24 protein-coding genes are annotated in these 24,947 nt (G+C 73.9%); 11 read left to right on the top strand and 13 right to left on the bottom strand.

The genetic code is table 11. The features are described from left to right. Nucleotides 1-136: 136 nt before the first annotated feature. The 4 genes from KBX37_RS13895 (at nt 137) to KBX37_RS13880 (ending at nt 5,094) form a co-directional block, all read left to right on the top strand. Nucleotides 137-2,989, top strand: a complete 2,853-nt coding sequence (locus KBX37_RS13895) for an aconitate hydratase (RefSeq protein ID WP_210776306.1) — start codon at nt 137-139, stop codon at nt 2,987-2,989. 114 nt (nt 2,990-3,103) lie between these two features. Beyond that, entirely contained in the window at nt 3,104-3,349 is a 246-nt protein-coding gene (locus KBX37_RS35215) for a type II toxin-antitoxin system Phd/YefM family antitoxin (RefSeq protein ID WP_210776305.1), read from the top strand. Between the two features lie 801 nt (nt 3,350-4,150). After that, entirely contained in the window at nt 4,151-4,915 is a 765-nt protein-coding gene (locus tag KBX37_RS13885; RefSeq protein ID WP_210776304.1) for a DUF5753 domain-containing protein, read from the top strand. Then, a complete protein-coding gene (locus KBX37_RS13880) occupies nt 4,906-5,094 on the top strand; it encodes a DUF397 domain-containing protein (RefSeq protein ID WP_210776303.1) in 189 nt (62 codons plus the stop codon). The genes KBX37_RS13885 and KBX37_RS13880 overlap by 10 nt, the downstream gene beginning before the upstream one ends. Nucleotides 5,095-5,267: 173 nt before the next feature. Here KBX37_RS13880 and KBX37_RS13875 read toward each other — a convergent pair whose 3' ends face one another. The 8 genes from KBX37_RS13875 to KBX37_RS13840 form a co-directional block, all read right to left on the bottom strand. Further along, complete coding sequence (locus KBX37_RS13875) at nt 5,268-5,870, bottom strand: ATP/GTP-binding protein (protein WP_210776302.1); 603 nt, start codon at nt 5,868-5,870, stop codon at nt 5,268-5,270. Next, the gene (locus KBX37_RS13870; RefSeq protein WP_210776301.1) at nt 5,851-6,234 is read right to left on the bottom strand and encodes a DUF742 domain-containing protein; all 384 of its coding nucleotides are present in this window, start codon (nt 6,232-6,234) and stop codon (nt 5,851-5,853) included. Before KBX37_RS13870 ends, KBX37_RS13875 begins: the two co-directional genes overlap by 20 nt. Before the next feature lie 5 nt (nt 6,235-6,239). Further along, on the bottom strand, nt 6,240-6,662 hold the full coding sequence (locus KBX37_RS13865) for a roadblock/LC7 domain-containing protein (protein ID WP_088961283.1): 423 nt from the start codon (nt 6,660-6,662) through the stop codon (nt 6,240-6,242). Between the two features lie 86 nt (nt 6,663-6,748). Further along, the gene (locus KBX37_RS13860; RefSeq protein ID WP_210776300.1) at nt 6,749-9,277 is read right to left on the bottom strand and encodes a nitrate- and nitrite sensing domain-containing protein; all 2,529 of its coding nucleotides are present in this window, start codon (nt 9,275-9,277) and stop codon (nt 6,749-6,751) included. Between the two features lie 90 nt (nt 9,278-9,367). Then, on the bottom strand, nt 9,368-10,981 hold the full coding sequence (locus KBX37_RS13855) for a prenyltransferase/squalene oxidase repeat-containing protein (protein ID WP_307849063.1): 1,614 nt from the start codon (nt 10,979-10,981) through the stop codon (nt 9,368-9,370). Further along, nucleotides 10,978-11,880: a terpene synthase family protein gene (locus tag KBX37_RS13850; protein ID WP_210776299.1), complete on the bottom strand. Its 903-nt coding sequence runs from the start codon at nt 11,878-11,880 to the stop codon at nt 10,978-10,980. The genes KBX37_RS13855 and KBX37_RS13850 overlap by 4 nt, the downstream gene beginning before the upstream one ends. A 5-nt stretch (nt 11,881-11,885) precedes the next feature. Continuing rightward, entirely contained in the window at nt 11,886-13,268 is a 1,383-nt protein-coding gene (locus tag KBX37_RS13845; protein WP_210776298.1) for a cytochrome P450, read from the bottom strand. A 181-nt stretch (nt 13,269-13,449) separates the two neighbouring features. After that, nucleotides 13,450-14,370: a GNAT family N-acetyltransferase gene (locus KBX37_RS13840; protein ID WP_210776297.1), complete on the bottom strand. Its 921-nt coding sequence runs from the start codon at nt 14,368-14,370 to the stop codon at nt 13,450-13,452. Between the two features lie 84 nt (nt 14,371-14,454). Between KBX37_RS13840 and KBX37_RS13835 the strand changes: the two genes are divergently transcribed. Next, nucleotides 14,455-14,703, top strand: a complete 249-nt coding sequence (locus KBX37_RS13835) for a DUF2630 family protein (protein ID WP_210776296.1) — start codon at nt 14,455-14,457, stop codon at nt 14,701-14,703. An 82-nt stretch (nt 14,704-14,785) separates the two neighbouring features. On the opposite strand, the gene KBX37_RS13830 is transcribed toward KBX37_RS13835, so the two are convergent. From KBX37_RS13830 to KBX37_RS13820, 3 genes are all read right to left on the bottom strand, one after another. Then, nucleotides 14,786-15,715: a serine protein kinase RIO gene (locus KBX37_RS13830; RefSeq protein ID WP_210776295.1), complete on the bottom strand. Its 930-nt coding sequence runs from the start codon at nt 15,713-15,715 to the stop codon at nt 14,786-14,788. Nucleotides 15,716-15,900: 185 nt separating this feature from the next. Beyond that, complete coding sequence (locus tag KBX37_RS13825; protein ID WP_210776294.1) at nt 15,901-16,545, bottom strand: HAD family hydrolase; 645 nt, start codon at nt 16,543-16,545, stop codon at nt 15,901-15,903. Between the two features lie 60 nt (nt 16,546-16,605). After that, entirely contained in the window at nt 16,606-17,478 is an 873-nt protein-coding gene (locus KBX37_RS13820; RefSeq protein WP_210776293.1) for a carbon-nitrogen hydrolase family protein, read from the bottom strand. Between the two features lie 105 nt (nt 17,479-17,583). Here KBX37_RS13820 and KBX37_RS13815 point away from each other — a divergent pair, with 105 nt between their 5' ends. The 6 genes from KBX37_RS13815 to mug all read left to right on the top strand — a co-directional run bounded on the left by KBX37_RS13815 (nt 17,584) and on the right by mug (nt 22,063). Next, nucleotides 17,584-18,156 (top strand): TetR/AcrR family transcriptional regulator, encoded by a 573-nt coding sequence (locus KBX37_RS13815; protein WP_154936047.1) that lies wholly within the window; start codon nt 17,584-17,586, stop codon nt 18,154-18,156. A gap of 105 nt (nt 18,157-18,261) precedes the next feature. After that, nucleotides 18,262-19,170 carry a TIGR04222 domain-containing membrane protein gene (locus tag KBX37_RS13810; RefSeq protein ID WP_210776292.1) on the top strand — a complete coding sequence of 303 codons (909 nt, stop codon included), beginning with the start codon at nt 18,262-18,264 and terminating at the stop codon, nt 19,168-19,170. Further along, nucleotides 19,167-19,985, top strand: coding sequence for a DUF692 domain-containing protein (locus KBX37_RS13805; protein ID WP_210776291.1), 819 nt, complete (start codon nt 19,167-19,169; stop codon nt 19,983-19,985). The genes KBX37_RS13810 and KBX37_RS13805 overlap by 4 nt, the downstream gene beginning before the upstream one ends. Then, entirely contained in the window at nt 19,982-20,467 is a 486-nt protein-coding gene (locus KBX37_RS13800) for a hypothetical protein (protein WP_210776290.1), read from the top strand. The genes KBX37_RS13805 and KBX37_RS13800 overlap by 4 nt, the downstream gene beginning before the upstream one ends. An 85-nt stretch (nt 20,468-20,552) precedes the next feature. Continuing rightward, nucleotides 20,553-21,314 carry an SDR family oxidoreductase gene (locus KBX37_RS13795; RefSeq protein WP_210776289.1) on the top strand — a complete coding sequence of 254 codons (762 nt, stop codon included), beginning with the start codon at nt 20,553-20,555 and terminating at the stop codon, nt 21,312-21,314. Between the two features lie 209 nt (nt 21,315-21,523). After that, on the top strand, nt 21,524-22,063 hold the full coding sequence (gene mug, locus KBX37_RS13790) for a G/U mismatch-specific DNA glycosylase (protein ID WP_210776288.1): 540 nt from the start codon (nt 21,524-21,526) through the stop codon (nt 22,061-22,063). Here mug and KBX37_RS13785 read toward each other — a convergent pair. After that, nucleotides 22,060-24,039, bottom strand: coding sequence for an ABC transporter ATP-binding protein (locus tag KBX37_RS13785; RefSeq protein WP_210776317.1), 1,980 nt, complete (start codon nt 24,037-24,039; stop codon nt 22,060-22,062). The two genes, mug and KBX37_RS13785, sit on opposite strands and share 4 nt — an antisense overlap. A 114-nt stretch (nt 24,040-24,153) precedes the next feature. Continuing rightward, nucleotides 24,154-24,921: an enoyl-CoA hydratase/isomerase family protein gene (locus KBX37_RS13780; RefSeq protein ID WP_210776287.1), complete on the bottom strand. Its 768-nt coding sequence runs from the start codon at nt 24,919-24,921 to the stop codon at nt 24,154-24,156. Nucleotides 24,922-24,947 lie beyond the last annotated feature (26 nt).

Raw genomic sequence — 24,947 nt, 5'->3', positions numbered from 1 at the left:
CTGGCACGAGGTTGCGCGAATAGCAAGACGGACGTACGGTTTTGTTGATGACGAGAATCGGCGGTAAGTGTCACCTAACGTGGGCGGCGCTCCGACCGGTGCGACAGACTGCTCAGGACTACTCACGGTCGCTGGTGTGAAGGAGTACGACGTGGCGAGCCTCGACACCTTCGGTGCGAAGACCCAGCTACGCGTCGGAGACGCGAGCTACGAGATTTTCAGGATTGACAAGGTGCAGGGCCACGACCGGCTGCCCTACAGCTTGAAGGTCCTGCTGGAGAACCTGCTGCGGACCGAGGACGGCGCGAACATCACCGCCGACCACATCCGCCAGCTCGGCGGCTGGGACCCGACCGCCAACCCCAGCGTGGAGATCCAGTTCACCCCGGCGCGGGTGCTCATGCAGGACTTCACCGGCGTGCCCTGCGTCGTGGACCTGGCCACCATGCGGGAGGCCGTCCGCGACCTCGGCGGCGACGCCACCAAGGTCAACCCGCTCGCCCCGGCCGAGCTGGTCATCGACCACTCGGTCATCGCCGACCTGTTCGGCCGCGAGGACGCCTTCGCGCGCAACGTCGAGCTGGAGTACGAGCGCAACAAGGAGCGCTACCAGTTCCTGCGCTGGGGCCAGACCGCGTTCAACGAGTTCAAGGTCGTCCCGCCGGGCACCGGCATCGTGCACCAGGTCAACATCGAGTACCTGGCCCGCACGGTCATGGAGCGCAACGGCCAGGCGTACCCGGACACCGTGGTCGGCACCGACTCGCACACCACCATGGTCAACGGCCTGGGCGTGCTGGGCTGGGGCGTCGGCGGCATCGAGGCCGAGGCCGCGATGCTCGGCCAGCCGGTCAGCATGCTGATCCCGCGGGTCGTCGGTTTCAAGCTGCACGGCGAGATGCCGGCCGGCACCACCGCCACCGACCTGGTGCTGACCATCACCGAGATGCTGCGCAAGCACGGTGTGGTCGGCAAGTTCGTCGAGTTCTACGGCCCCGGCGTCAGCGCCGTGCCGCTGGCCAACCGGGCCACCATCGGCAACATGTCCCCGGAGTACGGCTCGACCGTGGCGATCTTCCCGATCGACGCCGAGACCGTCCGCTACCTGGAGCTGACCGGCCGCGACCCGCAGCAGGTCGCGCTCGTCGAGGCGTACGCCAAGGAGCAGGGCCTCTGGCACGACCCGGAGCGCGAGCCGGAGTACTCCGAGCGGCTGGAGCTGGACCTGGGCACCATCGAGCCGTCGCTGGCCGGCCCCAAGCGCCCGCAGGACCGGGTGCCGCTGGGCAGCGCCAAGACGCTGTTCCGCTCCGCGCTGACCGACTACGTCGCCGACGACTCCGCCGGTGAGCGTGACCTCAAGCCGGGCGTCGCCCGCGAGCAGCTGCCGCGCGGCGCCAACGGCCCGGCCGACGAGGCCAGCGCCGAGTCCTTCCCGGCCAGCGACCCGCCGGCCAACGAGTTCAGCGACCCGGCCGACGAGCCGCGCGACCTGGAGACCGCCGCTGCCGGCGCCGGCGGGCGTGCCACCAACCCGGTCCGGGTGACCAGCGCCGACGGTGTCGAGTACGAGCTGGACCACGGCGCCGTGGTGATCGCCGCCATCACCTCCTGCACCAACACCTCCAACCCGCAGGTGATGATCGGCGCGGCGCTGCTCGCCCGCAACGCGGTCGACAAGGGCCTGGCCCGCAAGCCGTGGGTCAAGACCACCCTGGCGCCGGGCTCCAAGGTCGTCATGGACTACTACGACCGGGCCGGCCTCACGCCCTACCTGGACAAGCTCGGCTTCAACCTGGTCGGCTACGGCTGCACCACCTGCATCGGCAACTCCGGCCCGCTGCCGGAGGAGGTCTCCGCCGCGGTCAACGAGGGCGACCTCGCCGTCGTCTCGGTGCTCTCCGGCAACCGGAACTTCGAGGGCCGGATCAACCCGGACGTCAAGATGAACTACCTGGCGTCCCCGCCGCTGGTGGTCGCGTACGCGCTCGCCGGCACGATGGACATCGACCTGGCCAACGAGCCGCTCGGCGAGGACAACGAGGGCAACCCCGTCTTCCTGCGCGACATCTGGCCGAACAGCGCCGAGATCCAGGACGTCATCGCCCAGGCGATCGGCGCCACCGGCTTCAGCGCCGCGTACGCCGACGTCTTCGCCGGCGACGAGCGCTGGCAGTCGCTGCCCACCCCGACCGGTGACACCTTCGCCTGGGCCGACGACTCCACCTACGTCCGCAAGCCCCCGTACTTCGAGGGAATGCGGCAGGAGCCGAGCCCGGTCACCGACATCGCCGACGCCCGGGTGCTGGCCAAGCTGGGTGACTCGGTGACCACCGACCACATCTCCCCGGCCGGCTCGATCAAGGCCGACTCCCCCGCCGGTAAGTACCTCGCCGAGCACGGCGTGCCGCGCCACGAGTTCAACTCGTACGGCTCGCGCCGGGGCAACCACGAGGTGATGATCCGGGGCACCTTCGCCAACATCCGGCTGCGCAACCAGCTGGTCCCGGGCGTCGAGGGCGGCTTCACGGTCAACCACCTGACCGGCGAGCAGACCTCGATCTACGACGCCTCGATGGCGTACCAGGAGGCGGGCGTCCCGCTGGTCATCCTGGCCGGCAAGGAGTACGGCTCCGGCTCGTCGCGCGACTGGGCGGCCAAGGGCACCATGCTGCTCGGCGTCAAGGCGGTCATCGCCGAGTCGTACGAGCGGATCCACCGCTCCAACCTGATCGGCATGGGCGTGCTGCCGCTGCAGTTCCCGGTCGACACCACCGCGGAGTCGCTCGGCCTCACCGGCACGGAGACCTTCTCCATCACCGGCGTGACCGCGCTCAACGACGGCGACACCCCGCGCACGGTGAAGGTCACCACCGACACCGGCGTGGAGTTCGACGCCGTGGTCCGGATCGACACCCCGGGCGAGGCGGACTACTACCGGCACGGCGGCATCCTGCAGTACGTGCTGCGCCGGATGATCGCCAGCTGACCTCGTACCATCGAAGGGCCGCTCCCCGCGGGGGGCGGCCCTTCGCCGACTCCGCTGGCGGGTGCTCGCCCTCAAGCCGGCAGCGGGCTAGCCTGTCAGCTAGGGAGGTGTCCGGTGTCAGGTGAGGCTGCGGCACAGTTCAACATTCATGACGCCGAGACGAACCTGTCGCGGATCATCGAGCGGGTGGAGCACGGCGAAGAGATCGTCATCAGCCGTGCCGGCACTCCGGTCGCCAAGGTCATCCCGCTACGCGCGCGGCGCCGCAGTGGGCGGGGATCACTGCGCGGCCGGGTGACGCTGCCCGCGGACTGCGACTCCGACGAGGTGAACGAGGCGATCGCCCGGGACGTCGGATGAGGCTGATGGCTTGACTCGGGGGCGGCCGGCCGCGCTCTCGCGACGGACCCCCTCGACCAGCACGAACAGCTCACGCTTGACGGTCGCGAGGCCCCGGGAGTCGAGCTGGTAGCCCTCGATCCAGGTCCACCCGTGGGGCGGGTGCCGGTCGCGCATCTCGCGAATCACGCGGACGATAATCGGTGCCACGAACTGCGGAGAGGCGGCCCGGGACAGCAGAACCACGTCGCCGGCACCGAACCTCGCACGCGGCCCGCTGCTCATCGCAGCCTCAGCGCGACCGCACGGGCCTCCTCATCGGTGAGGGGCAGAAACCAGAGGAAGCGGCGGACGACGGCGATCGGGTCCGGGCCGCCGGGCCGGCCGCGAAGGTCGCGGATCGCGCGGCGGGTGATCCGGGAGAACTCGGGGATCAGGGTCGCCCGTCGGGACGCGTCCGTCGGAGTCGCGCGCAGCGTCGGACAGGGCCAGTCCCGACCGCAGGCGTCGCACCTCCACCACGGTCCGCCTGCGGTGTGCGCGGCGAGCGGACCACTCCCGGTCCGCCAGCGCGATCCGGGCACGACGTTCGTCACCCCGCCGGGGCCACGGTACGCAGGGGTGAGCGGCCCGATCGGTCCGGGAATGGTCCGGGCCGGCGGCGAATCGCTTCTCGGCTTCGGAACCGGCCGCGGCTTGTCCTCAGGCATCGTCTTTGCTCCTCGACATCGGCTAACCCGCAGCTTGCCGAGGGTTGTCGGACAATCACACAGCGTTCGCTAATCTTCTTCGGACGGTTGTTTTGTTCCTGAGAGGACAGGCATGAACCATGCGTTTGTCGCCGCGCTTGCCGAGGCGGGCCACACGGCCGAGAGCCTGGCGGGCCACCTGGGGGTGCACCCGAAGACCGTCGCCCGGTGGGCCAACCCCGGGCACATCCCGCAGAGCCGGCACCGCGCCACGGTCGCGAGCCTCCTCGGACAGCACCCCGACACGCTCTGGCCGGACGCGACTCACCGGCGCGAGCCCGTGTGGTTCCGGCCGTGGGTCGACATCGAGCGTGACGCCGTCGCACTGCGTGCGTTCCAACTCGCCTGGGTGCCCGGGCTGCTTCAGACCGAGGCGTACGCGCGCGCGACGCTTGAGTGGGAGGCCTTGCCGCCGACCAAGGTCGAGGAGTTGGTCGCGGCGCGAATAGCTCGACAGACGATCCTGATCCGCGAGTGCGGGCCGTTGTTCGTGGCGGTGCTGGACGAGGGTGTCATTCGTCGGCAGGTCGGCGATCGGGATCTCATGGCCGCTCAGCTCGCACACCTTGTGAGCTGCGCTGAGCTACCGAACGTTCAGCTTCATGTGGTGCCCCGAGACACGGTCGCGTATCCCGGGCTGAACGGACCATTCATGCTCGCCGAACTGCCGGACGGAACGCGGGTCGGGCACGTCGACAGCCAGGCGCGTGCGCAGATCATCGAGCAAGCTTCCGAGATTGCTACGCTGGAGCGAAGGTGGGAACGTTTACGCGGCGAGGCTCTGCCCCGACAGCGATCCCTGGACCTCTTGAAAGAAGCAGCGGCATCATGGACCTGACTGGCGCACAGTGGCGCAAGAGCACGAAGAGCGGCAGCAACGGCGGCGACTGCGTCGAGGTCGCGGACAACCTCGCGGGCGTCGTGGGCGTACGCGACTCCAAGGACCCGGCCGGTCCGGCCCTCACCTTCGCACCGGCCGCCTGGCGGCGGTTCGTGGAGACGACCAAGCGCGGCTGATCCGCCGGCTCCGGACGGCCCTCGGCGATCCGCCGGGGGCCGTCGACGTTCTCGGGCCACGTACGCGGGTCCCACCCGCCCGGCCAAGCGCTGTGCCGCACGGGAAATGCGGCGTGTCGCCGTATCCGGTTAGCCGGACATTGCGACACGCCGCAAACGGTGTCGATCGCGGGTCAGCCCTCCCGGCGGCGGGCCTCCCGGGTCTTCATGGCGTGCTCCATGAGCGTGACCAGCACGTCCCGGCTGGACTCCCGCTGCCGGGCGTCGCAGAGCAGCACCGGCACGCCCGGGTCCAGGTTGAGCGCCGCCTGCACCTCGTGCAGCTGGTAGCGCCGGGCGTCCTCGAAGCAGTTCACCGCCACCACGAACGGGGTGCCCCGCTCCTCGAAGTAGTCGATCGAGGGGAAGCAGTCGGCCAGCCGGCGGGTGTCCGCCAGCACCACCGCCCCGATCGCGCCCAGGGCCAGCTCGTCCCAGACGAACCAGAACCGGTCCTGGCCGGGGGTGCCGAAGAGGTAGAGCACCAGGTCGTCGCTGATGGTGATCCGGCCGAAGTCCATCGCCACCGTGGTGGTGGTCTTGTCCTCCACGCCGGACAGGTCGTCGACCCCGATGCCCGTCTCGGTCAGCACCTCCTCGGTGCGCAGCGGCCTGGTCTCGCTCACCGAGCCGACCATGGTGGTCTTGCCCGCGCCGAAGCCGCCGGCGATCAAGATCTTGATCGCGGTGGGCAGCGGCGGCGCTCCCGCCGGCCGGTCAGAGTGCCCGTAGTCCATTGATCACCGCCTCGAAGACGCTCTCGTCAGGTAGGTTGGCGCTGCCGCGCGGCGGCCGCACCATCACCAGTTCGCGGGCCATCAGGTCGCCCAGGAGGACCCGGACGGTCCCCACCGGCAGGTCCAGATGGGCGGCGACCTCCGCCACCGACTGGATCCGCTGGCAGAGCGCGACGATCGCCAGGTGCTCCGGGCCCAGCCCGGACTCCGCGCCGGCATCCGCGCGGGTCGCCGTCACCAGGGAGATGAGGTCGAACGTGCCGGTGACCGGGCGGGCCCGGCCGCGGGTGACCGCGTACGGCCGGACCACCGGCCCGGCGTGGTCGTCCACCCACCTGTCCTCGGAACCGCCCTCGACCCTCATCGCCGCTACTTCCCGCCGGCCGGCTGGTCGAGCCCCCGGGTCGGCGACGCGACGAACTTGCCCACCCGGGTCACCAGCATCGCCATCTCGTAGGCGATCAGACCGACGTCGGCGTCCTCGGCGGCGAGCACCGCCAGGCAGGCGTTGCGCCCGGCCGCCGTCACGAAGAGGAACGACGACTGCATCTCGATGATGGTCTGCTGGACCTGCCCGCCGCCGAACCGCTTGCCCGCGCCCCGGGCCAGGCTCTGGATCCCGGCCGCCATCGCCGCCAGGTGCTCACCGTCGTCCCGGCTCAGCCCCCGTGACGAGGCCATCAGCAGGCCGTCGGAGGAGAGCGCCACGGCGTGTTCGGCCTGCTTCACCCGACCGACCAGATCGTCCAGCAGCCATGTCAGGTCGGCACTCGAAGCCGTCTTCTGCCCCACTCGTCGTCCTCTTCTCCCCCGGCTGGTGTCGCCGTACGTCGGTGTTGCCGTGCCCCGTCGCGCGGTCGCTTCTCCTCGCGCCGCCGTCAGGTCGCCTGACCGTCCCCGTTCTCCGGCCCGTTGCCGGACCGCGCCCCGGTGGCGGCGCCTCCCAGCAGGCGGGCGGCATCGGTCCGGCCACGCCGGGTGCCCGTCTGGTAGGAGCTCATCATCTTGCGCACCTGCTCCGGCAGGCGCGCCGCCTGCTCGTCGGGCTCGTCGTCGGCCGCCGCCTGCTCAGCGCGCAGCTCCGGCACGATGTTCGCCTGCCGTACCCGCACCGGCAGGCCGGAATCCGTCACCCGGTCGTCCGTGCCGGCGGGCGTCCGGTCGTCCGTGTCGGCGGGCGTCCGCTCGTCGGTGGCCGCGTCCGGCACGGCCGCGTCGACCGGCGTCGGGACCGTCGCGGGCCGCTGCGGCGCGGCGGGCCGGGCCACGGTGGTCGGCAGGCCGGTCGGCACGGTGGGACCGGTCAGGGCACCCTGTCCCGCCCCGGTCCGGGACCGGGTGGGCAGCCCCGACGTGGACGGCGACGGCGCGGCCCCGACCGGCAGCGCCGGAGTGTCCACCGGATCGTCGGCCGCGGCGGTGTCGCTGTCGGCCGCCGGGGCCCCGGTCGGCGGCGTGCCCTCGCCGGCGGCGACCGGCGGGACCGACCCGGTGCCGACCGGGAAGCCGCCGGAGGTGTTCGCGTCCTGGCCGGTCTCCACCAGGTCGAGGGGGATCAGCACGATGGCGGTGGTACCGCCGTACGCGGACTCCTTGAGCTGCACCTTCACCCCGTGCCGCTCGGTCAGCCGGCTGACCACGTAGAGGCCCAGGCGGGCGGCGTTGGCCAGGTTCAGCTCGGAGCGGTCCGCGATGCGGTCGTTGGCGGCGGCCAGGTCCTCCTCGGTCATGCCGAGGCCGCGATCCTCGATCTCGAGGGCGAAGCCGTTGGCGACCAGCTGGCCCCGCACCTCCACCGAGGTGTGCGGCGGGGAGAAGGAGAGCCCGTTCTCGATCAGCTCGGCCAGCAGGTGGATCACGTCACCGACCGCCCGGCCGGCGAGCGAGACGGGCCCCAGCGGCAGCACGTTGACCCGGGTGTAGTCCTCGACCTCGGCGACCGCGCCGCGCACCACGTCCACCATGGGCACGTTGCGTCGCCAGGCGCGGCCCGGGGTCGAGCCGGAGAGCACGATCAGGTTCTCGGCGTTGCGCCGCATCCGGGTGGCCAGGTGGTCCACCCGGAACAGGTCCTCCAGCTCCTCCGCGTCCTGCTCGCGGCGCTCCATCGCATCGAGCAGGGTGAGCTGGCGATGGACCAGGGCCTGAGTGCGCCGGGCCAGGCTGAGGAAGACCTCGCGGACGTTGCGGCGCAACTCGGCCTGCTCGACCGCGGTCCGCACGGCGGTCTCCTGCACCACGTTGAACGCCTTGCCGACCTGGCCGATCTCGTCGTCGCCGAACTCCAGCGGTGGCGCCTCGGTGGCGACGTCGACCTGCTCGCCGTGCCCGAGCCGCTCCACGACGCCGGGCAGCCGCTCGTTGGCCAGCCGGAAGGCGGCCTCGCGCAGCCGTTCGAGCTGACGAACCAGGGCGCGGGCGGTGGTGATCGAGACGATCACCGAGGCGATGACGGCGATCAGGCCGAGGCCGGCGGCGAGCACCATCCGGACGATCACCCAGACCGCCACCGGGGTGGCCCGGTCGACCAGCGCGTCGCCGCTGGCCAGCACCGTGGCCTCCTGCTCCTGCAATGCCGGGGCGATGGCGGCCTGCCAGTCGTCGGCCTCGACCGGCAGTGGCGCGTTGGGGCGGCCGTCACGGACCAGCCGGTCCTCCATCGACCGCAGCCGGACGAAGGACTGCCCCTCGGTCATCCGCACGTAGCGTTCCCGGTCGGCGTCGGGCAGCTCGGCCAGCGCCTCGCCGGCGAGGAACCGTTGCGCGCCGACCAGGTGGGCGAACTGGGCGTACTCCCGGTCGTTGATCCGGCCGGCGGCGGCCACCCCGGCGAAGAGGGCGTCCTCCTGCGACATCAGCTCCCGCACCCGGACCAGCTGGGTGAGCGTGGCGGTGTCCTTGGCGATCTGCTCGTCGTCCAGTTTGCCCAGGGAGGCGTACACCCGGAACAGCGAGTCGAGCACCCCGGTGTACGAGTCGACGGCGCCGGCCCGGTCGACGGCGCGGGTGGCTACCGCGTCCCGCACCGCGCCCAGGGCGTCCAGCCGGGTGACCACCTCGTCGATCCGCTTCACCAGCTCGTCGCTGGAGGCGAGCCGGGCCCGCGAGCTGCGGGCCGACTCGGCGAAGTCGGCGGCCCGCTCCTCGCTGCGCCGGCGCTGCTCGCGCAGCTGCTCCGCCTGCTCCTGGCTCGGGCGGCCGAGGTAGGCCGCCGACATCCGGCGTTCCCGCTGGAGTTCGGTGAGCAGCGACTCACTCGGCTCGGCGACCTGCGCGTCGAGCGTCTGCACGCCGAGCACGTTGAGACCGTCGCGCAGGGTCACCCAGGCCGCGAAAGCCCAGAGCGCGGCCAGCGAGACCAGCAGGGCCACAACCTTGGTGCGCAGACTTGCACTGCGGGAACCCATCACACCCGTCCCTCGCCGGTCCTGATTCACGTTTCGGATTGGCCGAATAGGCGACCCCGGCCCCGGCGCACGCTAGCAGTGTCCGGAAGTTCACTCAAGCAGTGCAGACCAGGGGTCTGTCGGGGTATGGGCGCCATCGCGCAGTCGGTCGCCAGCCGCCTTGCGCGCGGCGATCACGGCCGCCCGGACGATCTGTCCAGGATGGTACAGGTCCTTGTCGTGCCACAGTGGAGGGCACTCGCCTTCATCGTCCATCGCGGACAGTCGGCCGGTCGCGGCCGTCACGGCCGCGTCGAGCGAGGGCGAGGGCCGCCCCGCCAGGAGCACGAGCAGGCCGTACGCGGTCTCCTCCGCCGTGCCGGCCCACCGCCCCCAGGAGCCGTCGGGCTGCTGACTGTCGAGCACCCAGCCGACCGCCCGCTCCACCGCCGGCCGGGCCGACGGACCGCCGTGGTCGCGCAGGGCGAGCACCGCGCAGCAGGTGGCGTAGTAGGGCGAAGCGTGCCAGCGGTCGGACCACCGGCCGTCGGCCTCCTGCCGGTCGAGCAGCCAGCCGGTGAGCCGGCGCACCACTCCCGCCGCCCGGGGGCCGGCGTCGCCGAGTTGCCGGCCCAGCGCCTCCAGCACGTGCGCGTTGGTGGTCACCGATGCGCCGTTCTCCCCCTGCCAGGTGCAGAAGTGCTCCCCGGTGTCATACCCGGCCAGGCACGCCGGGTCGGCCGGCTGACCCAGCCGCGCCAGCGCGTACAGGGTGACCGCGGTGGTGTCGGCGTCGGTGGGCAGGCCCGGTCCGGTGGCGGCGCCGTCCGGGCCGAGCGCGGCCCGAAGCTCGGCGAGGATCCCGGCCGGCACCGACAGGGGTACGCCGACCCGGGCCAGGGTGGCGAGCACCCAGGAGCGTTCGAAGACGGTGATCGGGGTGGCGCAGGGCACCGGCCCCCCGTGGCCGGCGATCGCCTGGCGCAGGTAGTCCACGCTGGCCGGTGGGCTCCCGTCGGGGCCGCCGAGCCAGGCGGCGGTGGCGGCCGGGGAGGCGCCGACCGCGCCCGACCCGGTGGCGGTCACGGTGGGCAGCCGCCGCGCCGCCGGGCCGAGCACCTCCAACGCGTGCAACAGCTTCGGTGGCATCGGACGGCCGGACCGGGCGAGCAGGCGTCCCCGGTCGAGGCGCTGTGAGTCCATGCCGGCCGGCAGTGGCGGCGGGCCGGCGGCGCGCCGGTCGGCGAGCGCCGCCGGCGGCTCGGCCAGCCGGTCGCCGATCCGCTCGACCAGCGACGGGACGATCAGGTCCGCGGCCGGCAGGTCCGGCACGGGGTACGTCGCCGGGCCGGCCGCCCGGTCGTACAGCAGGCGCAGCGCCCGGTCCACGGCGTTGCGCACGCCGTCGTGGGACCAGCCGACGGGGGCGTCCCGCTCCAGCGCGGCGAGCAGCCCCTCGACGGCGCTCAGCGTAGGCACCAGCGCGTAGCCCTCCGGCCCGCCCCAGCCGCCGTCCGGGCGCTGCCCGGCGAGCAGGAAGCGGATCCGCTCGGCGTGCTGCGGCAGCCAGGGCGCCAGGGACACCAGCCGGCCGGTCTCGTACGGCGAGGCGGACGTACGGCCTGCCGGACGGACGGTCAAACCGGCGACCAGGTCGCCCGCCGCCATCGCGTACCCGGGATCCTCCGGCGGTGCGGCGTCCCGGGCCAGAGCCTCCGTGCTCACGCCACCCCCCAGAAGTCGGTCGACCGGTAGAAGCCGCTGGTGTAGCCGAGCTGCCTGGTGAGATAGGCCGCCTCCCGGGGGCAGTCGGGGCGCAGCTCGTCGAGGAGTTCGGTGGCCCGCGCGAGAAGGCCGGTCAGCTCCCGCTCGACCACGGCCCGGTCCTCGACCAGCAGGATCGCGTTGAGGTCGCCCCAGCGCAGATCCCGCTCGTAGGTGGCCAGGTCGTTGACCAGCCGCAGGGCGCGTTGCACCGCGTCGCTGGCGGCGACCAGCCGATCGAGCCGGTCGGGTGCGTCCGGGTCGCCGGTGGAGATCCAGTGCCCCACGTTCACCACCGTGCAGGCCAGGTTGTCGGCGTTGGCCAGGTAGTCGGCGAGCGACGGCAGCGGCAGCAGGCCGTCGCGGCCGGCCGTCCGCCAGTGCCACTCCCGCCGCATCGCCTCCAGCGTCCGGCGCACCGCCTCCCGCCACGCCCCGCCCAGCGTCGCGAAGGCCGGTGCGGCGGCCAGGTCGGCGCGGAACTCGGCGAGGAACCGGCCCAGCGGGTCGTTCGCCGTCGCGGGCGCCCCGGCGGCGACCGCGAGCTGCCGGCGCACCAGCTGGTCGACGTCGGCGGCCGAGGTGGCCAGGTGGTCCACCTGCCAGTCCAGCGCGAACCCCCAGAGCACCGCCCGGTTGGTCAACCGCAGCTCGGCGGCGTCGCACTCGGGGGCGCTGAACGCGATGGCCAGGGCGACGCTGCTGGCCAGGGCCGCGTCGAAGGGGCCGGCGGCGAAGAGGGCCGGGTGGGCGGCCAGGCAGCGTTGCAGGTCCCGCTGGCCGTGCGCGGCGAGGGCGCAGATCCGTCCGTGCTCGGCGGCCTCCCGCAGCTCGTCGACCGCCCGTACGTCAGGTGCCACGGCGGTCAGGCCAGGGCCGGTTGCCGGTGCGGGGTGAGCATCAGCGGCACCGGCCCCCCGGCTCGCAGGGACGCGGCGAGCTGCGGTGCCGGCATCCCGGGCTCGCAGAGCCGGTACCGGAACCGGCTGAACAGGGTTGCCAGGATCAGCGTCGCCTCCAGTTGGAACAGGTACTGCCCGATGCACTGGTGGGCGCCGCCGCCGAACGGGAAGTAGGCGTACCGGTGCGCGCGCCGGGGCGCGTCGGGGGCGAAGCGCTCCGGGTCGAAGACCTCCGGGCGGTCCCAGAACCGGGCCAGCCGCTGGGTGACGTAGGGGCTGAGGGCGATCGTCGCGCCGGCGGAGATCCGGGTGCCGCCGATGACGTCGTCGGCGACCGCCGTCCGCGGGACCAGCCAACCCGACGGATAGGCGCGGAGCAGCTCGTCCAGCACCATCCGGGTGTAGCGCAGCTCGCCGACCTGCTCCCGGTTGACCACGTCGCCGGGGCCGACCACCCGGTCGATCTCCTCGTAGAGCCGGGCGGCGACGTCGGGCACCTGCTCCAGCAGCGGGAAGAGCCAGGTGAGCACCGTGTACGTGGTCTCGGTGGTGGTGGCGAAGGTGGACACCACGTCGTCGCGGACCCGCCGCTCGTCCAGCTTGTTGCCGTCGGCGTCCCTGGCCCGGGCCAGCGCGGCGAGGATGTCGTCGCCGCCCTCGGGGCGGGCGCGCTCGGCGCGGACCAGCGGGAGCAGGATCTCGTCGATGTTCCGCACGGCCCGACGGAAGGCCCGGTCGCCGGGCATCGGCACGGCGTCCGGCAGGAACGGGGCGAGCAGCCGGAACCGCAGCGCGGTCGCCACGGTGTTCTGCTCGACGACCACCCGTCTGGCGTCGGCAGTGTCGATCTTGGCGCCGAAGAAGACCCGGCTGACGGCCGCGCAGATGATCCGGGAGACCTCGACGGCCGCGTCGACCGGGGTGCCGTCGCGCGCCGGGCCGGCCAGCTCGTCCACGGCGTCGCTGATCGCCCGGCTCATGTCGGCCACGGCGGCGTCGAGCCGTTTGGGGGTGAAGTGCGGCTGGAGCCGCCGCCGGCTCGCCTCCCACTTCGGGCCCTCGGAGAGGATTCCGTCGCCGCCCAGCTTCCGGACCGACCGCCACAGCATGCTGTCGCCGGCCCGGGTGTAGTTCGCGGCGTTGTCCCGCAGCACGTGCTGGACGTGCGCCGGCTCGGTGACCAGGTACGGCCGGATGGTGCCCAGGTTCAGCCGGACGACCTGCCCGGGCGTCGCGTCCGCGAGACCGACCAGGGTGCCCAGCGGGTCGCGGAGCAGCTTGGGCAACGTGTGGCGCAGGGTGGCGACGTGCGGCTTGCGGTGAACCGGGGCGGTCGATTCAGTCATGGCTCACCTGCACGGGTCCTCCTCCGGTGCTGCACCGCCTCGCGCTACGTGGTGCCGTGGTGATGGCGCGTGACGGTTGCGGTGAGCATGTCACTGATGAAAAGGCTTTTCCAGATCTTGCGTCCGGAGAAATTCTCACAGTCAACGATAGTCGTCCACTGTGCACAGTCCCAACCGGACGCTAGCCCGACAGATCGCGCAGGTAGCGCCACTCCGCAGCCACCGGCCGATAACCTAATCCGAGGTTCAGCGTGAGCATCGGCACATTACCGGCGTCGTTGCTGGTGTACGCGTACCGCAGCCCGGCCGCCCGGGCCCGGCTCAGCGAGCGGTGCTTGACCGCGCGGGCCAGCCCCCGGCCCCGGTGCCCGCGCCGGGTGCCGGTCATCCCCGACCGGTAGCGGGTCCGGCCGTCGGTGAGCGCGAAGCCGAACGCGAGCACCTCCCCGTCCCGGACGGCCACCGTGGTCAGGTCCCGGTCCAGGTCGGGGCGCTCCCAGTAGGCGGTCCGCCAGTCGGCGTAGCTGATCTCGTCCATCGTCACCTCGCCCGGCTCGTCCCGGGAGGCGTCGAGGTCGGCCAGGTAGAGCGGGTGCGGGTCGGGCAGCTCGGCCGCGGCGAGCAGCCGCACCCCGGCCGGCAGCGCCGGGGCCGACGGCAGCTCCGCCTCGGCCAGGTCCAGCAGCAGGAACTCGGCCCGCCGTCCGCGCCGGTAGCCGCGCCGCTCGGCGAAGCCGGTGCTGGCCGGGTCGTCGGCCACCTTCGCGTACGCGGCCACCGCCCCCAGCTCGGCGAGCCGCCGCTCGGCGGCGACGAGCAGGGCGGTGCCCGCACCCCCGCCGCGCCACCGCGGGTGCACGGAGAGGTTGGCGAAGCCCAGCCCCGGCTCCGCGCTCTCGTGCAGCAGCCCGGTCCGCGCCTCGCCGACCACTCTGCCGGCGCTCTCGGCGACCAGCACGCCGAACCGTTCGGCGGCCGGCGCGCCGGTGAGGCGCCAACCCAACCACTCCTCGGTGATCATCTGGTACGGCGCGGCGGCGGCCAGCACCTCGGCGACCGCCGGCACGTCGGCGGGTCGCAGTGGGCGTACGACAGGGGCCATGGTGGCCGAACCTACCCCGACGCGGCGCCGTCCGGGGGGTGCGAATCCGGGCGCGCCGGGGCGCCCTGTGCCAGGCTCAGGGGCATGGACGACACCACCATCCTGAACCGGATCTCCGAACTCGTCGACGAGGAGCACCGGCTGCGCTCCGCGGCGCAGGCCAACGAGTCCGGCACCGACGACGAGGCGCGCGAGCGGCTGCGCGCGTTGGAGGAGTCCCTGGACCAGTGCTGGGACCTGCTGCGCCGCCGCCGGGCGGCCCGGAGCGCGCACGGCGACCCGGACGCCCAGGGTGAGCGCCCGATCCCGGCGGTCGAGCGCTACCTCCAGTAGCGCGGCACGCCGGGTGGCGACGCCCGGCAGGTGAGGCGGGTACGCCCCGGACGGTCCACGGACCGTCCGGGGCGTGCGCGGCTCAGCGGATGCCCGCCTCGCGCAGCAGCAGACCGGTCAGCTCGGCCGAGTCCACCTCGGCCGCCGGCAGCCCCCGCGCGGCGAACCAGGCGCCCACCACCTTCACGTCCCGGGCCAGGAACTCCGGCCCCTGCGGGTTGGCCACCACGTCGACCACCTGCGGCAGGTCGATCATGACGAGACGCCCCCGGTGCACCAGCAGGTTGTACGGCGACAGGTCGCCGTGGGCGTACCCGGCGCGGGCCAGCACGACCAGCGCGTCCACCATCTGCTCCCACAGCGAGCGCAGCTCGCCCGCCTCGGGGCGCAGCTGGGCCAGCCGGGGCGCCGCCGCGCCCTCGTCGGCGTCGCCGACGAACTCCAGCATCAGCTCGGTGCCGATCAACTGGACCGGGTAGGGCACGGCGATCCGCCCGGAGTCCGCGCCGATCTCCCAGAGCCGGCTGAGGGCGGCGAACTCGGCCGCGGCCCACTGTCCGGCGATCATCTGCCGGCCGAACGCGGTACGCCCGGCCATCGCCCGGTTCTCCCGGGACCGCCGCACCCGGCGCCCCTCCAGGTAGCCGGCATCGCGGTGGAAGAGCCGGTGCTGGGCGTCCCGGTAGCGCTTGACGGCCAGCAGGCAGGACCGGTCGGTGTCCGGCACCGCGCGGCGGACGAGGTGGACGTCCGCCTCCTTGCCGGTCTTGAGCACACCGAGCTCGGTGTCCCGGGCGGCCAGTTCGGTGACCAGCCACTCGGGGTGAGGTTCGGGGCCGTGGACGGCCTCGTCCCAGGAGGACCAGCGGTCCTCGGGTTCGGGCTCGTCGTCGGGCTCGACGAGGGCCGGCTCGACGTGCCGGCCGTGCTTCAGGAAGTGTGGTTCGTCGTCGTCGAAGCGGCTCTTGCCGCGGCCACGGCGCTGCGGCGCCGGGAGGTCGTGTTCGCGCACGGAAGTGGTGATCCCTTGATCGAGGCTGATGGAGGCAGGTGGAACGACCCTGCAAAGACGGCCATGACCGACCTCCTTCTCCTCGACCGGGCTCGACCCGGCTGCGCACCCGCGCGGGCCCCATGCTGACCGACGCCCGATCCGGCGGCAACCGAATTACCGGACCCCGCCCGGGCCGCCCGTCCTCAGGCGGCGAGCACCGTGGCGACGGCCGCGATCAGCGAGTCGACGGTGCGGGTCGGGGCGAACCGGTTGTCCGGCCAGGTACGCCCCCGGTGCAGCCAGACGCTGGGCAGGCCGACGGCGGCGGCCCCGCCGATGTCCGCCTCCGGGCTGTCCCCCACCACCCACGCCCCGCGCAGCGGCATCCGGGCCCGCTGGGCGGCCAGCGCGAAGATCCGCGGATTGGGCTTGCTGACCCCGGCCTCCTCCGAGATCACCCAGTCGGCGACGTACCGGTCCAGCCCGGTCCCCCGGATCTTGGCGTCCTGCTGGCGGACCGAGCCGTTGGTGACCACCACCGGCACCCAGCCGGCGTCGTCGGCGATCCGCAGCGCGCAGGCGACCAGCGGATCGAGGCGGGTGTTCGTCACCACCCCGTCGTGCAGCTCCTCGACCAGATCGATGGAGGGGATGCGCAGCGCGTACCGGTCGCGGATGGCGTCGGCGACGTCCCACCGGTCGGTGAGCCCGTCGGCGTCGATGGAGAGCAGCCAGTCGATGTCGGTGTGGGGCGCGCCGATGCTGTCCAGGAACCGCTCACCCCAGGCACGGAACGGGCCCGCCCGGTCGAGCAGGGTGTTGTCCAGGTCGAGCAGGAGCAGCGGCACGCGGGCACCTTACGGGAGAGAGGGTCGCCGTCGACAGGGCCGGGCGGTCGGCGACGTCCGTCAGGCCGGCAGCGCCGTTCGGGGGAGCCCCTGGTCGGCGGGCCGGTCGGCGAGCATCGAGTGGGCCGAGCGGGTGGCCGCCAGCGCGGCCGGGTCCAGGGTGGCGACCAGTACGGCCTCGCCGTCGTCGGCGCCGCGCACCAGCGGCCGCCCCTCCGGGTCGTAGACCGCCGCGCCGCCGTTGAACCGCCACGGGTCGGCGCCCCCGACGGCGTTGGCGAAGACGACGTACATGGTGTTGTCCAGGGCCCGGGCGGCGTAGTAGAGGTCGCGCCGGTGCGCCGACCCGGCGAGGTAGCCGCTCGGGCAGAGGTAGCCGTGCGCGCCGTCGGCCGCGGCGGCCCGGGCGTGCTCCGGGAAGCATCCGTCGTAGCAGATGCCCAGCCCGAGCCGCCAGTCGTCGACCAGCAGGGTGGCGCCCCGCCGGCCGGCGTCGAACAGCTCCCGCTCGCCGCCCCAGAGCTGCTGCTTGTCGTACCCGACCCGGATCGCGCCGGTCGGGTCGGCGATCAGGGCGGAGATGGTCCGGCGGTCGTCGGGGTGGCGGACCGCGGCGCCGACGACCAGGGTGATCCGGTTGTCCCGGGCGGCGGCCCGCAGCGGGTCGAGCCGGGGATCGTCGACCGCGCCGTCGCCGGTCGCGGCCACGTCCGTGCCGGCCGGATCGGCGGCCAGGGTCGGCGGATGGTACGCCGGCAGGAACAGCTCCGGCAGCACGGCGACCCGGGCGCCGGCACCGGCGGCCCGGGCGGCCAGGCCGGCGGCGACCCGCGCGTTGCCGGGCACGTCGCCGGGGACCGGGTCGGCCTGCACGGCGGCGACGGTCAGCGGGGCGGACGGAAGGGGGGCGGAGGCGACCGGGGGCGTCGTCACCCGCCGATCCTAACCGGAGCGTTCCGGCCGGCCCGTCCCACCACGCAAGATCCCAAGCCGTACGTACGGTTTGCGTAACGCAGGGTCAGCTGGAACGATCGACCCGTGCCCAGAGTAAGTCAGGACCAGCTCGACGCGCGCCGACAGGAGATCCTTGCCGCGGCGCGGGCCTGTTTCGCCCGGCACGGCTACGAGGGAGCCACCGTGCGCCGGCTGGAGGAGGCCACCGGACTGTCCCGGGGCGCCATCTTCCACCACTTCCGTGACAAGGACTCGCTCTTCCTCGCCGTGGCCGAGGACGACGCGGCGGCCATGGTGGAGACCGTGGCCCGCAACGGCCTCGTCCAGGTCATGCGGGACCTGCTGGCCCGGGCGATCTCGCCGGACACCACCGGCTGGCTGGGCAGCCAGCTCGAGGTCTCCCGCCGGCTGCGCACCGACCCGGCGTTCGCCCGCCGCTGGGCCGAGCGCTCGGCCGCCATCGCCGAGGCCACCCGGGACCGGCTGGTCCGGCAGCGGGAGGCCGGGGTGCTGCGCGAGGACGTCCCGATCGACGTGCTGGCCCAGTTCCTGGAGCTGGCGTACGACGGCCTGGTGCTGCACCTGGCGATGGGCCGACCGGCCGGCGACCTGGGCCCGGTGCTGGACCTGGTCGAGGAGGCCGTCCGCCGGCGCTGACCGCCCGACGTATCGGCTTGGTAACTCGGCCTCCACGGCGTTCGGCGCGTGGCGGCCCTGCTCCACAATGAGGCCGCGATCCCCTCGCGTGACAGGAGCAGAGCCATGACGCTGGCGGCCGACACCTGGGGCATTCCCGGCCCGACGTTCCTCCGGTTCTATCTGCTGGCGGCCCTGGTGGTCGTCGTCGGCTCGATCGTGTACCGGTCCCGGATCCTCGCCGGTCAGCCGGCGGCCGGGGTTGGCCAGCTCGGGCCGCAGCAGGTCGCGTACCTCAACGGCGGCGACCAGCTCGCGATCTGGACGGCGCTGGGCGGCCTGCGCGGCTGCGGCGCGGTCGGGGTGCGTCCCGACCGGCGCCTCACCACCGGCGGCCCCCTGCCCAGCGGCGTCACCCCGCTGGACCAGGCGGTCCACCACGCCGCCCGCAACCACCTGTACACGCGGGAGCTGGCCCGCGAGCAGCGGGTGTCCCGCGCCCTCGCCGAGCTGCGCGAGGGTCTGCAACGGCAGGGCCTGGCGCTGCAGCCCGAGCAGCGCATTGCGGCCCGGCGCGGTGCGTGGCTGGTGCTCGCCCTGATGGCGCTCGGCGCGGCCCGGATCGCCGCCGGGTTGGCCAACGACCGACCGGTCGGCTTCCTGCTGCTCGCCGTCCTCGCCCTGATCGTCCCGCTGGTGCTGCTCGCCCGGGTGCCGTGGCGAACCCGGGCGGCCGACGCTGCACTGCGCGAGCTGCGCCGGAGCAACATCCACCTCTCCCCCGCGTCCGCGCCCGCCTACACCACCTACGGCGCGACCGGGGCGGCCATGGGGGTCGCTCTGTTCGGTACCGCCTCGCTCTGGGCCCTGGACCCGGGTTTCGCCGAGCAGGCGGAGATCCAGCGGCAGGCGCTGAACAGCAGCGGTGGCAGCGGCGGCGGCTCCTGCAGCGGCGGCAGTTCCTGCGGTGGCGGCGGGGGCGGCGGTGACGGCGGTGGCGGTGGGTGCGGCGGCGGTGGTGGGTGCGGCGGATGACCGGTCCGAGCGGGGTGGGCATCGGCTGGCGGCCGGAGATCGCCGGGTTCGTCGCCGAGCTGCCCGGGCTGCGCTTCGTCGAGGTGGTGGCCGAGTCGGTCCCGTCGACCGGCCTGCTCCCGCCGGGGCTCGCCGAGCTGCGCGGGCGCGACGTCACGGTCGTACCGCACGGCGTGCGGCTCTCCCTCGGCGGCGCGGAACCGGTCGACCCGGCCCGGGTGGCCCACCTGGCCCGGGTCGCCGAGCTCCTCGACGCGCCGCTGGTCAGCGAGCACATCGCGTTCGTCCGGGCCGGCGGCCTGGAGGCCGGCCACCTGCTGCCGCTGCCGCGCACCCGGGAGGCGGTGGCCGCGGTGGTGGCCAACGTCCGGCGGGCGCAGGCGCAGCTGCCGGTGCCGATCGCCCTGGAGCCGATCGCCGCGCTCTTCGACTGGCCGGACGACGAGCTGGACGAGGCGGACTTCCTCACCGAGATCCTGGACGCCACCGGGGCGACGCTGCTGCTCGACGTCGCCAACGTGCACGCCAACGCCCGCAACCGGGGCGGCGACCCGCTCGCCCTGCTCGACCGGCTCCCGCTGGACCGGGTCGCCTACGTGCACGTGGCCGGCGGTGCCGAGCGGGGCGGTTTCTACCACGACACGCACACCGACCCGGTGCCGCCGGAGGTGCTCGACCTGGTCGGCGCGCTCTGCGCCCGCCGCCGGCCCCCGGCGCTGCTGCTCGAACGCGACGGGCACTACCCGCCCGCGCCCGCCCTGCGGGCCGAGCTGGACGCACTCGCCGCCGCCTCCGGATTCCCGGTGGTGACGTGAGCGACCGGACGGTCCCCGGTCCGCCCGGCGCAGCGCCGGGCGGCGAACTGGGCGCCCGGCAGGCGGCGCTGGTGGCGGCGCTGGTCGCCGGGGCGCCGCTCCCGGCCGGCTTCGCGCCCGGGCCGGTGCGGGCCGCCCGGGTCGCCCTGCTCGGCAAGCGGGCCGGCGAGGTGGCCCGGCACTGGCCGCTGCTCGCCGCCGCCCTCGGCGACGCCTGGTGGGACACCTTCCGCGAGTGGGCGGCCGACCGCCCCACCAACGGCTCGCTGCGCGACGGCTGGGACCTGGCCCGCACGCTGCGCGGACGGGGCACGCTGCCCCCGCTCGGCGCGGAGGAGCTGGTCGCGCGCGAGGCGGGCAGCCGCTACGACGGCCACCACCCGCCGCGAACCCGTCGACTGCCGGCCGTCGCCCGCGCCGGCGGCGCCGTCGCGGTGCAGCTCGCCGGTCGGGTACGCCTGCTGCGCCCCGCCCGGCGCTGACCGCCCCGCCCGGCGCTGACCGCCCCGCCCGGCGCTGACCGCCCACCCGGTGCGGCCGGTACTCCGGTACGGCAGGATCGACGGCATGGATCTCGGACTCACCGACCGGGTGTACGTGCTGACCGGCGCCTCCCGGGGCCTCGGCTTCGCCACCGCCGAGTGCCTCGTGGCCGACGGTGCGCGGGTGGTCCTCTCGGCCCGCGCCCCGGAGCGCGTCGCCGAGGCCGTCGAGCGGCTCGGCGGGCCCCGGCACGCCATCGGGCTCACCGCCGACCTGACCGACCCGGAGACGCCGCAGCGGCTCGTGGTGGCGGCGCGGGAGCACTTCGGCCGGCTGGACGGCGCCCTGGTCTCGGTCGGCGGCCCGCCCCGCGGCACCGCCGCCCAGGTGACCGACGAGCAGTGGCGGCAGTCCTTCGAGACGGTCTTCCTGGGCAGCGTCCGCGCCGCCCGTACGGTGGCCGGCGCGCTCACCGACGGCGGCGCGATCGGGCTGGTGCTCTCCACCTCGGCCCGCGGCCCGGTGCCGGGCCTCGGCATCTCCAACGGCCTGCGTCCCGGCCTGGCCGGGGTGGCCAAGGACATGGCCGACGAGTACGGCCCGCGCGGCGTGCGGGTGCTCGGCCTGCTGCCCGGACGGATCATGACCGACCGCAACCGGGAACTCTTCGCCGCCACCGGGGACGCCGAGGCGGCCCGGGCCGAGGCGGAGGCCGGCATCCCGCTGCGCCGGATCGGCGACCCGGCGGAGTTCGGGCGGGTCGCCGCGTTCCTGCTCTCCCCCGCCGCGAGCTACGTCACCGGGGTCACCGTCCCGGCCGACGGCGGCGCGTTGCGCGGCCTGTGAGCCCCGCCGACCGCTCCGACGACCCGGCCGGTGCCCGGCCGGGTCGGCCGGCTGCCCGGGCCGGGTCCGGGCCTCGGGGCCAGCAGTCCGGCCGGCGGCCGGGGCCGGCGTCCGGTCGGCCGCCCACCGGCGCGCCGCCGGACGCGACGCCAAGGGCCTCTGGCGCGACGCGGGGAGCCTCCGGCGCGGGACGGCCGACAAAGGACGAGTTGGCGGCCGCGGCCGACCGGACCATCCCGGACCTGATCGCGCCCGGGCTGGACGTGCTCTTCGTCGGCATCAACCCCGGGCTCTGGTCGGCGGCCACCGGCTGGCACTTCGCCCGACCCGGCAACCGCTTCTGGCCGGCGCTGCACCGGGGCGGCTTCACCCCGCGCCAGCTGCACCCGAGCGAACAGGACCAGCTCCCCGGCCTCGGCCTGGGCATCACCAACATGGTGGCCCGGGCCAGCGCCCGCGCCGACGAGCTGACCCCGGCGGAGCTGGTGACCGGGGCGGAGATCCTGACCGGCAAGGTCGCCCACTACCGGCCGGCCTGGGTGGCGGTGGTCGGGGTGACCGCGTACCGGATCGGGTTCGCCCGGCCGAAGGCCGGTTTCGGCCCGCAGCCGGAGACGCTGGCCGGGGCCCGGCTCTGGGTGCTACCCAACCCGAGCGGCCTGAACGCCCACTTCACTCCGGAGACGCTCGGGGCGGCCTTCGGGGAGCTGCGGGCGGCCGTCGCCGGCCAGTTGCCGTCGCCGGGCTAGTTGGCCGCCGCCGGCGGCAGCGCCTCCTGGGCGACGTACGTGCCCAGCGGCACCGTGGTGATCACCGGCTCGGGCTCCGTCGCCGCGTACGGCGCCGGCGAGTCGGCGACCGCGAACTGGGTGCGGTACAGCTCAGCGTAGAGCCCGCCGACCGCGACCAGCTCCTCGTGCCGGCCCCGCTCCACGATCCGGCCGTCGTCGAGGACCAGGATCTGGTCGGCGTCGCGGACCGTGGAGAGCCGGTGCGCGATGACCAGCGCGGTACGCCCGGTCAACGCGACGGCCAGCGCCCGCTGCACTGCGGCCTCGCTCTCCGAGTCCAGGTGGGCGGTGGCCTCGTCGAGGATCACGATCGACGGCGCCTTGAGCAGCAGCCGGGCGATGGCGATGCGCTGCTTCTCGCCGCCGGAGAAGCGGTAGCCGCGCTCACCGACCATCGTCTCCAGCCCCTCGGGCAGCGCCCGGACCAGGTCGGCGACCTGCGCGCCGGCCAGCGCCGCCCAGATCTCGTCGTCGGTGGCGTCCGGCTTGGCGTAGCGCAGGTTCTCGGCGATCGTCTCGTGGAACAGGTGCGAGTCCTGGGTGACCACGCCGATCTCGTCGCGCAGCGAGGCGAGGGTGGCGTCGCGGACGTCCACGCCGCCGACCCGCACCTCGCCGTCGGTGACGTCGTAGATCCGGGAGATCAGCATGGACAGCGTCGACTTGCCGGCGCCGGAGGGCCCGACCAGGGCCACCATCTGGCCCGGCTCGACGGCGAACGACACGCCCTTGAGCACCGGCTCGTTGACCGTACGGTCCAGGGTGGCGACCTCCTCCAGCGAGGCCAGCGACACCTCGGCGGCGGCCGGGTAGCGGAACCGCACGTCGCGGAACTCGACCCGCCCGTTGCCGCGCGGCACCGGCACCGCGTCCGGCTTCTCCTCGATGCCGGGGCGCAGGTCCAGCACCTCGAAGACCCGGTCGAAGGAGACCAGCGCGCTCATCACGTCCACCCGGACGTTGGACAGCGCGGTCAGCGGGCCGTAGAGGCGGGTGAGCAGCAGCGCGAGGGTGACCACCGTGCCGGCGCTGACCGCGCCGGTGACCGCGAGCCAGCCGCCGAGCCCGTAGGTCAGCGCCTGGGCCAGCGAGGCGACCAGCAGCATCGCCACGAAGAACGTCCGCGAGTACATGGCCGACTGGATGCCGATGTCGCGGACCCGCTCGGCCCGGCCGGCGAAGCGGCGGGCCTCGATCTCGGGCGAGCCGAAGAGCTTGACCAGCAGCGCCCCGGCCACGCCGAACCGCTCGGTCATCGTCGCGTTCATCTTGGCGTCGAGGTTGTACGACTCCCGGGTGATCTCGGCCAGCCGCTTCCCGACCCGCCGGGCCGGGATGATGAAGATCGGCAGCAGGACCAGCGAGAGCGTGGTGATCTGCCAGGAGAGGGTGAACATCACCCCGGCGGTCAGCACCAGCTGGATGACGTTGCTGACCACCCCGGAGAGGGTGGAGGTGAACGCCCGCTGGGCGCCCATCACGTCGTTGTTGAGCCGGCTGACCAGGGCGCCGGTCTGGGTGCGGGTGAAGAACTGCAACGGCATCCGCTGCACGTGGTCGTAGACCCGGGTGCGCAGGTCGAGGATGATCCCCTCGCCGATGCGGGCGGAGTACCACCGCTGGGCGAGGGAGAAGAGGGCGTCGGCGACCGCGAGCGCGGCGATCACCAGCGCCAGGCGGACCACGGTCGCCCCGGCCTCGGCGCCGCCCCGGGTGATGGCGTTGATGACCTTTCCGGCCAGCACCGGAGTGGCCACCCCGATGATCGCGGCGATCACCACCGTGACCAGGAAGACGACGATGTCCCGCCGGTACGGCCCCGCGAAGGCGACGATCCGCCGGGCGGTGCCCCGCTTGAGCCGGTGCGCGGAGACCTCGTCGCTGCTGCGCATCGACCGGAGCATGCTCCACCCGGCCATGCCCCCACCGGACATCGGGTTGGACATCGGTCACCTCCGGGATCTGCGGCAGCGCGCACCGTCGGGTTCGATTCTCCCGACGACTACGACAACCTCAGTAGTAACCCGGATCTTCCCGAACGGTCCTTACTATTCTCCCCGTCCGGCGAGGTCGCGCAGGCGGCGGGTCTGCGCCTCCCGCTCGGCGCGCTGCTGGTCGGCGTGCGAGCGGCCGGCCGCGCCGGCGAGCAACGCCTTGATCTCGACCACCGCGTCGCGGTTGTTGGCCAGCAGCCCGGCGGTGAGGTCCCGTACCGCGCCGTCCAGGTCGGCGGTGGGCACCACCAGCGTGGCCAGCCCGATCCGGTCCGCCTCGGCGGCGTCCATCCGCCGGCCGGTCGCGCAGATCTCCAGGGCCCGCGAGTAGCCGACCAGCTCGACGAGGCGCTTCGTCCCGGCGAGGTCGGGCACCAGACCCAGGGTCACCTCGGCCATGGAGAGCTTGGCGTCCTCGGCGAGCACCCGCAGGTCGCAGGCGAGCGCCAGTTGGAAGCCGGCGCCGATGGCGTGCCCCTGCACGGCCGCCACGGAGATCACGTCGGGGCGGTGCAGCCAGCTGAAGCCGCCCTGGAACTCGGCGATCCGGTCGGCGCACTCCTGCTCGGGCAGGGTCGCCAGCTCGGCGAACGAACCCGGCCCGGACGCGCCGGCCACCGACAGGTCGAGGCCGGCGGAGAAGGATCGCCCCTCGCCGCGCACCACGACAACGCGCACGTCGCCAGGGAGATCCCGCGAGAAGTCGCTCATCGCGCGCCACATCGCCGGGGTCTGGGCGTTGAGCACGTCGGGCCGGCACAACGTCACCGTCGCCACCGGCCCGTCGCAGTCGAGTCGTACCCCGGTCGCCTCGGCGGTCACCGGACGGCCCGGAACACGACGCTGAT

Origin of the sequence: Micromonospora sp. U56, from assembly GCF_018070095.1 — a bacterium.
In the GTDB taxonomy this organism is placed as follows: Bacteria; Actinomycetota; Actinomycetes; order Mycobacteriales; family Micromonosporaceae; genus Micromonospora; species Micromonospora purpureochromogenes.
The sequence above is the reverse complement of the archived record's forward strand: the minus strand, read 5'-3'. Positions and strand labels throughout refer to the sequence as shown.